The organism is Aeromonas sp. 603404 (assembly GCF_049171775.1).
Lineage (GTDB): Bacteria > Pseudomonadota > Gammaproteobacteria > Enterobacterales > Aeromonadaceae > Aeromonas > Aeromonas veronii_A.
The window spans coordinates 146320-158517 of sequence record NZ_JAAKPE010000002.1 but is presented as its reverse complement, the minus strand read 5'-3'; the positions used below and the strand labels follow the sequence as shown (position 1 = coordinate 158517).

The 12198-nt window shown below is 59.4% G+C and carries 7 protein-coding genes, 1 tRNA gene, 1 other RNA gene and 1 pseudogene; 7 read left to right on the top strand and 3 right to left on the bottom strand.

Going from position 1 to position 12198, the window contains the following annotated elements:
* Positions 1–16: 16 nt before the first annotated feature.
* Together smpB and ssrA are read left to right on the top strand one after the other, a co-directional pair.
* The gene (gene smpB / locus G5306_RS04635) at positions 17–505 is read left to right on the top strand and encodes an SsrA-binding protein SmpB (protein WP_005334498.1); all 489 of its coding nucleotides are present in this window, start codon (positions 17–19) and stop codon (positions 503–505) included.
* Positions 506–671: 166 nt separating this feature from the next.
* Positions 672–1031, top strand: a transfer-messenger RNA (tmRNA) gene (gene ssrA, locus G5306_RS04630).
* Between the two features lie 260 nt (positions 1032–1291).
* Here the strand turns inward: ssrA and G5306_RS04625 are convergent.
* The 3 genes and pseudogenes from G5306_RS04625 to G5306_RS04615 form a co-directional block, all read right to left on the bottom strand.
* Positions 1292–2449 (bottom strand): annotated as a pseudogene (locus G5306_RS04625) (IS3 family transposase).
* 359 nt (positions 2450–2808) lie between these two features.
* Positions 2809–2884: transfer RNA gene (locus G5306_RS04620), tRNA-Thr, on the bottom strand.
* A gap of 89 nt (positions 2885–2973) precedes the next feature.
* A complete protein-coding gene (locus G5306_RS04615; RefSeq protein WP_421312464.1) occupies positions 2974–3714 on the bottom strand; it encodes a phosphatase in 741 nt (246 codons plus the stop codon).
* Between the two features lie 469 nt (positions 3715–4183).
* Between G5306_RS04615 and G5306_RS04610 the strand changes: the two genes are divergently transcribed.
* The 5 genes from G5306_RS04610 to ruvC all read left to right on the top strand — a co-directional run bounded on the left by G5306_RS04610 (position 4184) and on the right by ruvC (position 12157).
* Positions 4184–4837 (top strand): TetR/AcrR family transcriptional regulator, encoded by a 654-nt coding sequence (locus G5306_RS04610; protein WP_041208826.1) that lies wholly within the window; start codon positions 4184–4186, stop codon positions 4835–4837.
* Between the two features lie 48 nt (positions 4838–4885).
* The gene (locus G5306_RS04605; protein ID WP_216961608.1) at positions 4886–7225 is read left to right on the top strand and encodes an acyl-CoA dehydrogenase; all 2340 of its coding nucleotides are present in this window, start codon (positions 4886–4888) and stop codon (positions 7223–7225) included.
* 167 nt (positions 7226–7392) lie between these two features.
* The gene (locus G5306_RS04600) at positions 7393–10455 is read left to right on the top strand and encodes an efflux RND transporter permease subunit (RefSeq protein WP_216961605.1); all 3063 of its coding nucleotides are present in this window, start codon (positions 7393–7395) and stop codon (positions 10453–10455) included.
* Between the two features lie 15 nt (positions 10456–10470).
* Entirely contained in the window at positions 10471–11520 is a 1050-nt protein-coding gene (locus G5306_RS04595) for an efflux RND transporter periplasmic adaptor subunit (protein WP_216961602.1), read from the top strand.
* 115 nt (positions 11521–11635) lie between these two features.
* Positions 11636–12157 (top strand): crossover junction endodeoxyribonuclease RuvC, encoded by a 522-nt coding sequence (ruvC, locus tag G5306_RS04590; RefSeq protein WP_005334512.1) that lies wholly within the window; start codon positions 11636–11638, stop codon positions 12155–12157.
* Positions 12158–12198: the final 41 nt, after the last annotated feature.

Here is a 12198-nt window from a genome sequence, read left to right as displayed (position 1 = left end):
CCGGAAATCGCCCGTCATGAGCAAAAAAAACAGTAAAAACAAAGCCGGGTCCAGCACCATTGCACTCAACAGAACCGCGCGCCACGAATACTTCATCGAAGAGAAGATCGAAGCGGGTCTGTCCCTGCAAGGGTGGGAAGTCAAATCCCTGCGGGCGGGCAAGGCCAACATCAGCGAAGCCTATGTCATCTTCCGCGATGGCGAGGCCTATCTGTTCGGCTCCAGCTTCCTGCCACTGCAAGCGGCCTCCAGCCATGTGGTATGTGACCCGACCCGCACCCGCAAACTGCTGCTGAGCCGTCGTGAACTCGACAAGCTCGAAAGCCTGATTGCCCGTCAGGGCTACACCATAGTTCCCCTCGCCCTCTACTGGAAACAGTGCTGGGTCAAGGTCGAGATCGGCCTGGTGAAGGGCAAGAAAGAGCACGACAAGCGCGAAGACACCAAGGCCCGCGAGTGGGATCGGGAAAAAGCGCGCATCATGAAGAACAAGCATCGCGGCTAACCTGCGACTGGCAGGATCAGTACGCCAGTACACCTTCCACCAGCGCAGCTGGCTCTTCAGGCTCAGCTGCGTACAATAAATCGGCAAACAGACTGGCTGCCAGAGGGAATGGGTATCAACGCCTTGCTATGACAGCATTTTTGCGTACAATCGCAATTAACAACTTGGGGCTGATTCTGGATTCGACAAGATTCACGAAACCCAAGGTGCATGCCGAGGTGCGGTAGGCCTCGTTAATAAACCGCAAAAAAATAGTCGCAAACGACGAAAACTACGCACTAGCAGCTTAATAACCTGCATAGAGCCCTTCTACCCTAGCTTGCCTGTGTCCTAGGGAATCGGAAGGTCATCCTTCACAGGATCGTGTGGAAGTCCTGCTCGGGGCGGAAGCATTAAAACCAATCGAGCTAGTCAATTCGTGGCGTGTCTCTCCGCAGCGGGTTGGCGAATGTAAAGAGTGACTAAGCATGTAGTGCCAAGGATGTAGTAATTTTGGACGGGGGTTCAAATCCCCCCAGCTCCACCACCTGCTAAAGCCCTGATTCGTCAGGGCTTTTTCTTTATGGCTGGTCAGGGAGTGACACACTGAGGTGTCACATATGCTCTATCCCGGTCTCATCAAAAACCACTGTGGTGTCTACTGCTACCGCCTGATCTTCCCCCCGGCCCTCCGCCAGTACGGAGCTCCTCGTGAGACCCGTTTCTCACTCGGCACAAAAAATCGCGCTAAAACGGGAGAATTGTGGATCCATGCTTTCAAAATTGGCAGGCTCCTACTTGTAGTGGTCAACTAAATCCGGACCCTTGGTTAGGCCGATCTTCGGCTTTTGCTGGCGGTATCCCATTATTGTGGTGATGTGGACGCCGCCAGTTGTAGTAATCCATCAGGTAATAACTGATATCTCGTTTCGCCTCTCGCAAGCTCATATATCCCATAGCCGGGAGCCACTCTGACTTCAGGCTTCTGAACAGTCGCTCCATCGGGGCGTTATCCCAGCAGTTTCCACGACGACTCATGCTCTGGGTTATGCGATAACGCCACAGTCGTTGCCGAAATGCCCGGCTGCCATATTGGCTGCCCTGGTCGGAGTGAAATAGCACACCGGATGGGCAACCCCGCTACTGATAGGCCATCTCCAGTGCTTTGATTGCCAATTCTGCATCAGGTTTATCAGACATCGCCCAGCCCACGACCCGCCGGGTGTACAGGTCAAGCACCGCTGCCAGGTAATACCAACGACCACCTGCCCAGACGTAGGTGATATCACCACACCTGATTGGGTTGCTGGACATCAAATTCGCAGGCCAGCAGATTGGGAGTGCCCGGTCGTTCAGACCGAGCGACCTGATAGCGATGAGCGCCCGGTTGCTTGGATACCAGACCGGCTTCCTTCATCAGGTTACGTACTTTGAATCGACCAATCTGATACCCCAACTCCCGCATCATCGACATCAAGGCACGGCTGCCTGCCGAGTTCCGGCTCACTTTGAACAAACGGCGCAACTCACAGCGATGCTGCATGCGCTCACGGTTAATCGTCCGCCTGCGAGCCAGATAGTCGTAAAAACAGGATGTTGGAACATCGAAAGCGCAGCAGACCAGGGTGATGGGGGCTTGCTCCCTTAATCGGTCTATCAGCGCGTACGTGTGAAGTCGTCCGACATCAAGAGAGCAGTAGCCTTTTTTAGAATGACCTTTTCACGTTCGAGTCGGTTGATACGGGCTTCCAGCTCCTGGATTTTCTGCTGCTCAGGAGTTAGCGCTTTGCTGATTGGGGTTGTGCCACTGCGTTCGGATTGCAGTTGCTGAACCCAGCGACGAAGTACGGTTTCACCGACGTCCAGTGAACGGCTGGCTTCGGGGACTGAATATCCCTGGTCGAGCACCAGGGATGCGGCTTCGAGTTTGAATTCGGCAGTAAATGAGCGACGTAATCTTGTCATTGAACACCTCAAGTCATGGTGGCGACTGTACCACCTAAAATGGTGTCCGGGATGATTAGACCACTACATTATTACCCTACATTAAAATTTCATTGAACCTTGCAAAGTGCGAAGTTTAAACGATTAGCTACCAGTCTCTCAATGCAGAGTGGTCGCAATCTCAACGTAACACCAAACATCGAGGCATCTGAACGGCAAGATTACGGGTAGGTTACGGGGGCGATCCTGACAAATCCTGTGCCTTGGGAGATATGCCCTAACAGGCTATAGGGTTGCAATCTGTTGGGCCCAGTGTTGGGCCAATTAACCATATAAAACAAAGGGTTAGCTTCAATGAGAAGCTAACCCTTTGTTTTATATGGTGCCGATAAGGGGGATCGAACTCCTGACCTTCGCATTACGAATGCGCTGCTCTACCAACTGAGCTATACCGGCTTGTTGCTCTCCACATTCATAAAAAATGACCGGCAAGTCAATTGAGCCAACTCGATTTTATGAGTTGGCTCATGGTGTTAGAGCCCGATTTACAGATCGGCAAACTCGGGGATATGGGCACGGCCGCGGCTTTCGAGAAATTCGAGCAGGGCGCGGGGGGAGCGCACCAGGATCCGCTCTTGCGGGAAGCCCGCTTCGGTCACCAGACGGTGGCAGTAGTCAAAATCGCCAAGAGTAAATGCCACGTGGGAATCGGAGCCGAAGGTGAGATAGGCGCCCAGATCTCGCGCGGCTTCGACTATGGCACGGCAGTTGCCTTCGCTACCCGGGCGGGAATGAATGAAGGAGGAGTTGTTGATCTCCAGCGCCACCCGATAGTCGGCCGCCGCCTTGACCACCGCCTGAATATCGATTGGAAATGCGGGGTTGCCCGGGTGGCTGATCATGTCGACCCGACCGCTCTTGATGGCGTTGATCATCGCCTGGGTGTGGGTAGCCTGATCGCAGGGAGGGAATACCTGCTCATGAAAACCCGCCATGATCATGTCGAGGCGCGACTCATAGCGCTCGGGAAAATCGATCTCCCCCTCCAGGTTTTTGATGTTGGCCTCGATACCCCGCAGGATCCCTACCCCATCCACCACTCTTGGCAATATCGGCAAGTTGGCAAAGTGCCAGACATGAGGGGCATCGGCCATCTCGGGGCCATGATCCGTGGTGGCGAACAGCTTGATCCCCTTGGCCCTGGCTATCGGCAGATAGTCGTGGATGGTGCTGTAGGCATGGGTGCTGGCAATGGTGTGAGTGTGGGTATCGACCGGGTACTTCATCTTCTCTCCCCTCATATTTTGAAGGGGCAGCATAACAAAGTAGGGGGAATTGGGCCACGCCAGTGCTTGCCACACTTTGTCACAAAATACCGCGAAGCTGACATAGTCTGAGCCGGGCTGACTGGCATACTGGCTCCCGTCGATACATGCCTGAACTCGCATCGACAGTTTGCCGTCAGGATGACGCGAACTCACTTTCCCCACCGTCGCACCCTGCGGCGGTTTTTTTTGCCTGCAAACCGCAAACCGGTAACAGACGCGCAAAAAAAGGCCCAACTAGCATGGTGCAGGTTGGGCGAGACTTAATGTTTAATTGCAGTGGCATAGATATAGAGTCCTGCTTTTTGACTAAGTTCCGCCCACTGTGCTTTTTTCATCGAAAAACATTCCGCTAACACCCATTCACATTCTCTTGACACTTCACGTTATGAAACGTACTTTTTAAACATTCGTTTAAGTGAGGTGTCCAGTGAGTAAAATCGATACCAAAAACCGTATTCTCGACGCCGCTGAAGTGCTGTTTGCCGAGCGGGGATTCGCCGATACCTCTTTGCGTCTGATCACCAGCGAGGCCGACGTCAATCTGGCTTCCGTGAACTATCACTTCGGCTCCAAGAAGGAGCTGATCCAGGCGGTGCTCGACCGCTATCTGAGTCTGTTCATGCCCGATCTGGATGCCCGCCTGCGGGTGCTGATGGAGCAGGATCAGCTCACCCTGCTGCAACTCTTTGAAAGTTTTGTCGAACCGCTGATGAAGCTCTCGGCGGTACGGGCCAACGGCCCGGCCATCTTTATGCAGCTGCTGGGGCGCGGCTATATCGACAGCCAGGGCCACCTGCGCCGCTTTATCACCGCTCACTATGGCCCCATTTTGCAGCGGATCACCCAGGCCATCTCCAAGGCCAATCCGGCCCTGTCGCCCGCGGATCTCTTCTGGCGCCTGCACTTCACTCTGGGCACCGTCGTATTCACCATGGCCTCTGCCGATGCCCTGCGCGACATCGCCCTGGCCGACTTTGGCCAGCAGCTCGATGTGGAAGGGCTGGTGCGCAACGTTATTCCTTATCTGGCGTCCGGAGTCGGGGCGCCCGTGGAGTCGACCAGGCTCTCCCTGGCCGTGTAACAACCAACAATAAATCAACGGAAACAGTGAAATAGAAGGAACTTCGGTATGATCACATTGCTTGTCCTGCTGGTGCTGGCGATAGCCGTTGTGCTCGGCGTACCCTCCATCCGTAAAAAGGTGGTAACCCGTCCGGTGTTCGGCATCTTCAAAAAAATATTGCCGCCCTTGTCAGCTACCGAGCGGGAGGCCATGGAAGCCGGCTCCGTCTGGTGGGATGGCGAGTTGTTTCGCGGCAACCCCGACTGGAAAAAACTGCATGGCTACGGCAAGGCCGAGCTGACCGCAGAGGAGCAGGCCTTTATCGACAATCAGGTCGAAACCCTGCTCGCCATGGTCGATGACTTCAAGATCGTCAACGAAACCAAAGATCTGCCGGAACCGGTGTGGGACTATCTGAAGAAGGAAGGCTTCTTCTCCCTGATCATCCCGAAATCCTATGGCGGCCGCGAATTCTCGGCGATTGCCAACTCCACCATCGTCACCCGCATCGCCACCAAGAGCTTGAGCGTGGCGGTCACCGTCATGGTGCCGAACTCCCTCGGCCCGGGCGAGCTGCTGATGCACTATGGCACCCAGGCCCAGAAAGATTTCTGGCTGCCGGGGCTGGCCAGTGGCAAAGAGGTGCCCTGCTTCGCCCTGACCGGTCCGGAAGCGGGCTCCGATGCCGGCGCCATTCCTGACAAGGGGATCGTCTGCAAAGGGATGCACAAGGGTGAAGAGGTGCTGGGTATTCGCCTCAACTGGAACAAGCGCTACATCACCCTGGCGCCCCGCGCCACCGTGCTGGGACTGGCGTTCAAACTCTATGACCCGGAAAAACTGCTGGGTGACAAGGAAGAGCTCGGCATCACCTGCGCACTCATTCCCACCAACCACCCGGGCGTGCGCGTCGGCGATCGCCACTACCCCATGGGCCTGGCGTTCATGAACGGCCCGACCTTCGGCAAGGATGTGTTCATTCCGCTCGACTGGATCATCGGCGGCCCGGATTACGCCGGTCGCGGCTGGCGCATGCTGGTGGAGTGCCTCTCCGCCGGTCGCGGCATCTCGCTGCCTGCCCTTGGCACCGCTTGCGGTCACATGGCGAGCCGCACCGTGGGTGCCTACTCCTATGTGCGCAAGCAGTTCGGCATGTCCATTGGCAAGTTTGAAGGTGTGCAAGAGGCACTGGCCCGCATCGGCGGCCTCACCTATCAGCTGGAAGGGGCTCGTCGCATGACCGCCGGTTCCCTGGACTTGGGTCAGGCACCGGCCATCGTCACCGCGATTTCCAAGTACCACATGACCGAGATGGCGCGCCAGATCATGGATGACTCCATGGACATCCACGCCGGTCGCGCCATCCAGCTCGGTCCGAAAAACTACACCGGCTACGCCTACATGGGGATTCCGGTCGCCATCACGGTGGAAGGGGCCAACATCCTGACCCGCAACCTGATGATCTTCGGGCAAGGGGCCACTCGCTGCCACCCGTATGTGTTTGCCGAGCTGGAAGCGGCGGCTGATACCGACGTGGAGCGCGGTCTCGAGAAGTTTGACGCCCTGCTGATGAAACACATCGCCTTTGGCGCCGGCAACTTCTTCGGTTCCCTGTTCCAGGGGCTGACTCTGGGTCAATTCAACAGCGCGCCGGTAGCCGGTGAAACCGCTCGCTACTACAAGCAGCTCTCCCGCATGAGTAAAGGGCTGGCGCTGTGTGCCGACGTCTCCATGCTGATGCTGGGTGGCGATCTCAAGCGCAAGGAGATGATCTCCGCCCGTCTGGGTGACGTGCTGAGCCACCTCTATCTGGCCTCCGCCACCCTCAAACACTACGAGGATCAGGGCCGTATGGTCTCCGATCTGCCGTTCGTGCAGTACGCGGTGGAGCGCAACCTCTACCTGATTGGCAAGGCGTTCGAGGGCTTCTTCCAGAACTTCCCGAACAAGGTTGTGGGTGCTGTGCTCAAGCGCGTGGTGTTCCCGTTCGGCGTCGGTTACAAGATGCCTGCTGACGATCGCTGCCACGCCATCTGTCTGGCCATGATGAAGCCGGGCGAGTTTCGCGACCGTCTGACGGCGCTGTGCTACGTCGGCAAGGACGAGGCGGACCCGGTCGGTCTGATGGAGCGTGCCTTCCAGGCCATGGTCGCCGTGCAGCCCTACGAGAAGAAACTGGTGCAGGCCCAGAAAGAGGGCAAACTGCCCCGCAAACTGGCGCTGTCGGAACTGGTGGAAGCTGCGCTGGCCAAAGCGGTGCTGAGCAAGGACGAGGCAGACAAGCTGCTGGCCGCCGATGCCCTGCGCTACGAAGCCATTCAGGTAGACAACTTCGCCCCGGGCGAGCTGGAAGGCTTCTCCCAGCAAGCAAACAAGCAGCCAAACAAGGTCGAGCATGCCGCCTGATCCCCTGGCAAACCAGTACCAAACCGGCCCTCGTGGCCGGTTTTTTTGTTTGTTAACCATGCATTTACAAGCCGGGCGAATTCCAGTTAAATGCTTGAGTCCCTGTTGCAGGGGCTTTGGAAGCAAGGCCAGCGGAATGGCCGATAACAACAACTCAGGAAGAGTGAATGAACCTCGCCAAAACGGCGATCGAACGCCCCATCTGGGTGGCGGTCTCGATCGTGCTGATTTTCCTGCTGGGCCTGCTCAGCATCCGGGGACTGCCGATCCAGCTGTTCCCCGACATCGACCGTCCACACCTCAACATCTCGGTGAGCTGGCGTTCAGCCTCGCCGCAAGAGATGGAGTCGGAGATCACCGACCCCATCGAGCAGGAGATGCAGGGGGTTCAGGGGCTCAAGAGCCTTGTCAGCAACAGCTATCCCGGCTTCACCGAAATCGACATGGAGTTTGCCCTCGGCACCGACATGCAACGGGCCCAACTCGATGTGATTTCGCGACTGAACCGGGTCTCGGGACTGCCGGACAAGATTGGCGGCCCCTACGTCAACAACTACAGCAGCAACGACACCCTCACCTTCTTCTTCATCCAGCAGCTGCCCGGCGCCAAGGGGCTGATCGATGATCATCAGGCGTTGATCGAGGCGCGGGTCAAACCCGAGCTGGAGCGCATTGAAGGGGTCTCGACGGTCGCAGTCGAGGGGATCAACGAGCGCCAGATCCAGATCCGCTTCGACCCCTATCGCGCCGCCGAGCTGGGGGTGGAGATCCCGGTGCTGGCCAGCCGCGCCACCACCGGCTGGGACGTGTCGGCCGGTACCCTCGACATCGGTCGCTGGGAGTACAAGCTACGCTTCGCCGGTCGCTATGATGTCGAGACGCTGGGGGACAAGGTGGTGGACTGGCGCGATGGCCTGCCCATCTATCTGCGGGATGTGGCGGAAGTAAGGGTGGCCAGGGAAGAGAACCCGGTGCTGCGGATCCAGAACGGCAATACCGCCATCGCCGCCCAGATCTTCAAGGAGAGCGGCGCCAATGCCCTGGCATCCCTTGAGGCGATCAAGGCCCGGGTGAACGAGCTCAACCGCGAGGTGCTGGAGCCGGTCGGGCTGCACATGGAGCAGTCGTTCGATGCCTCCCTCTACATCAATCGCGCCGTCAGCATGGTCACCGCCAACCTGGGGCTCGGGGTGCTGCTCTCTTGCGCCATCCTCTGGCTCTTCCTGCGCCAGCTCAAGGCGACCATGATGATTGCCCTCGCCATCCCCATCAGCATCATGCTCACCTTCTGCCTGCTCAAGGTGATGGATCGCACCCTCAATATCATCTCGCTGGCGGGCATCGCCTTTGCTGTCGGCATGGTGCTCGATGCCGCCATCGTGGTGCTGGAAAGCATCTACCGGCGCCATGAGCGGGGGGATTTGAGCAAGGTGGAGGCGGCGCTCGAAGGTACCCGTCAGGTGTGGACGGCGCTGGTCGCCTCCACCCTCACCACGGTCGCCATCTTCCTGCCGGTGCTGCTGCTCAACGATGTGGAGGGTCAGCTGTTTGCCGATCTGGCGCTCACCATCGCCTGCGCCGTGACAGTCTCCATGCTGGTCGCCGTCATCGTGCTGCCTGCGGTGGCGGCGCGCTGGATGGGACATGAAACACTGACCGACCCCTATGAGTCGCTGTGGCAGCGCACCACCCGTCACGTGATCCGCTGGACCTCGACCTCACGCCAGCGCTGGACGGTCATCACCCTGATGATGAGTCTGCCGGTACTGGCCACCTGGGCGCTGCTGCCCAAGATGGACTATCTGCCAGACGTGAAACGGGACGCGGTGGATGTCTGGATGAACTTCACCCCCGGGGTCAACCTCAAGGCCCAGCGCGAAGAGGTGATCGATACCCTGATCGCCCGCCTCGCCCCCTACATGAAGGGGGAGAAAGAGCCTGCCCTCAAGAACTACTACATCTTGCGCTACCCGGGGGGCGCCCAGATTGGCGTGCGACCCAAGGACGAGACCCGCATCAAGGAGCTGGAGAGCCTGTTGATGAAACAGCTGCTGGTGGGTATTCCCGACACCCGGGTGTTCGGCGGTCAGGGGTCGCTGTTTGGCGGCTTTGACAGCGAGAACGGCGTCTCCCTGCTGCTGCAGGGGGGCAACCTGCCCGAGCTCTATCAGGCGGCCCGTGCCAGCGTGGGGATCCTCAGCAAGGACCTACCGGGAGCACAGATCCGACCCGAGCCGAGTCTCGACTTCACCGCCCCCGAGCTCAAACTGGTGCCGCAAGATCGGCGTCTCGCCGAAGTTGGCTGGGATCGCACGCCCCTGCCCGCCATCATCCAGACCTTTGGCGACGGCTTGCGGGTTGGCGAGTATTTCGACGGCGAAGATCGGCTCGACATCATGCTGATGGGGCAGAGCTCCGCCAATCCGGACGAACTGAAGGCAGTGCCGCTGGCCACCCCCTCCGGGCGCATCGTTCCCCTTGGCGAGCTGTTGCGGGTAGAGCACGACATGGGCCCGGCCAGTATCTTCCGGGCCGATGGGCGGCGCAGCATCAGCCTGCAGATAGCGCCCCCGGCGGGCATGACCATGGAGCAGGTGCTCGACACCCTGAAAAACCGCAGTTTTGCCGCCATCCGCCCCCTGCTGCCCGCTGGTGGCGAGCTGCGCATTGCCGGCAATGCCGACAGCCTGCAACAGGCGCTCGACAATCTGGGGACCATCTTCCTGTTCGCCGTGGTGATCCTGCTGGTGCTGCTGTGGGGGGTGTTTGCCTCCATCAAGGATGCCCTGCTGGTGCTGCTCACCCTGCCCCTTGCCTCGGTTGGCGGCGTGCTGGCGCTGCAACTGAGCGGGCTGCTGGTGCCGCTGCCGATGGACCTGCTCACCATCATCGGCTTTGTCATCCTGCTGGGACTGGTAGTCAACAACGCCATCCTGTTGGTGCATCAGACCCGCACCGCCGAGCGGGACGGCATGAGCCGCCAGCTGGCGGTGGCCGATGCCCTGCAAAGCCGGATGCGTCCCATCGCCATGACCAGTCTCACCAGCATCTTCGGCATGCTGCCGCTGATGCTGAGCCCGAGCGAGGGGAGCGAAATTTACCGCGGGCTCGCCACCGTCATTGTCGGCGGCATGAGTTGCAGCACCCTGTTTACCCTGATCCTGTTGCCTGCCTTCCTGCGTCTCGGGGAGCAGGTGGCGATCCCACAACCCCTGCGCCAGCGGGCCTGAGCAAGGAGCTCATCAATGACACATATGATTACCCGAATGTTGGCTGGCGCTGTGCTGATTGCAGGCAGCGCGCTACCGGTATTGGCCGATCAGGGCAAGATGGTGACCCTGGCGGATGTGACCCAAGGGGATGCGGCCGCCAATATCTGGGTCAGCGGCACGGTGGCGAGTCGCCAGCAAGCTGCGCTAAGCGCCGAAGTGAGCGGCCGGGTGGAGTGGATCGCCGAATTTGGCAGCCGGGTCAAAAAAGGGGATGAGCTGCTGCGCCTCGACAGTACGGCGCTGCGCCTCTCGCTGGAGCAGGCCAGCGCCGAGCAGGCGAAATGGCAGAGCAACTTGCGCTTCGCTCGCGCCGAATCCCAGCGGATCACCCGACTGCACCAGCAAAAGAGCGCCTCCCAAAGCCAGTACGACAAGGCCAGTTATGATGTAGAGCAGGCCGCGCTGGCCGAGCGACTGGCCGCCATACAGGTGAACCAGATTGAAGAACAGCTGCGCCGCAGCCACATCTATGCCCCGTTCGATGGCGTGGTGAACAACCACTTCATCCAGCCCGGCGAGCATGTGGACGCGGGCGAGCAGGCGCTGGAGCTGGTCAACCCGGATCAGCCGGATATCCGCCTGCAGGCCCCCATTCTCTGGGCCAAGCAGCTGGCGCCGCAAACCCGGCTGCGGGTGGAGGGGGAGCAGTTGAGCGGTCACGGCGTCTATTACCAGCGAGCCGCCAGCGCCGATCCCAAGTCACGCCTCATCGAGCTGCGTCTCAAACCGGAAGCGGGCACCTTCATCATCGGCTCGCCGGTACGGGTTGCACTGCCACTGGGGGATCAGCAGAGCATGCTGCTGCCCCGGGATGCCCTGGTGCTCGGCACCGATGGCAGCGTGGTCTATCAGGTGGCGCGAAGCGGCAAGGCGCTCAAGGTGAATCGGGTGCCGGTCACCGTGCTGTTTGGCGACAGCCAGCAGGTGGCGGTGAGTGGTGCCCTCAAGCAGGGTGATCGGGTGGTGGTGCGCGGCGCGGGCAGCCTGCAGGATGGCGACACCATAGAATTGTTCAAGGGGTAGCCACGCCCGACGCAGGCTGGCCAATCTTTGCCCGCTTGACCCGGGACATACAGCCAAACGGGCCACAGTTTGCTATCTTGGCGGCCATCACTCGCGTTTAGAGCAATCAACACCCATGAGCATTATTTTGGGCATCGATCCGGGATCGCGGATCACCGGATACGGGGTTATCCGGGTCGTGGGCGGCAAGGCCGAATACTTGGGCTCTGGCTGCATCCGCACCGATTGCGGCGAGCTGCCGGAGCGCCTCAAGCAGGTCTATGACGGGGTATGCGAGATCATCACCCAGTTCAAACCCACCGAATTTGCCATCGAGCGGGTCTTTATGGCCCGCAACGCCGACTCGGCCCTGAAACTGGGACAGGCCCGGGGCAGCGCCATCGTCGCCGCGGTCAACGCCTATCTGCCGGTGAGCGAATACTCCGCTACCCAGATCAAGCAGGCGGTGGTCGGCACCGGCGGCGCCGCCAAGGAGCAGGTGCAGCATATGGTGACTCATCTGCTGAAACTCTCCGCCACCCCGCAGGCAGATGCGGCAGATGCCCTCGGCGTCGCGCTCTGCCACCTGCACACCCGCCAGAGCCTGATCAAGATGGCTGGCCGCGCCAGCAGCTCCGTACGTGGCCGCTATCGCTGAGCCCTTGTGTCGTCCACGACTCATCTCGGTATCGCTAAATA

Bases quoted from the DNA above. Each gene is read 5' to 3' on its own strand.
- smpB (WP_005334498.1), top strand. From the start codon at position 17: ATGAGCAAAAAAAACAGTAAAAACAAAGCCGGGTCCAGCACCATTGCA.
- G5306_RS04615 (WP_421312464.1), bottom strand. From the start codon at position 3,714: ATGAAGTACCCGGTCGATACCCACACTCACACCATTGCCAGCACCCAT.
- G5306_RS04605 (WP_216961608.1), top strand. From the start codon at position 4,886: ATGATCACATTGCTTGTCCTGCTGGTGCTGGCGATAGCCGTTGTGCTC.
- G5306_RS04600 (WP_216961605.1), top strand. From the start codon at position 7,393: ATGAACCTCGCCAAAACGGCGATCGAACGCCCCATCTGGGTGGCGGTC.
- G5306_RS04595 (WP_216961602.1), top strand. From the start codon at position 10,471: ATGACACATATGATTACCCGAATGTTGGCTGGCGCTGTGCTGATTGCA.
- ruvC (WP_005334512.1), top strand. From the start codon at position 11,636: ATGAGCATTATTTTGGGCATCGATCCGGGATCGCGGATCACCGGATAC.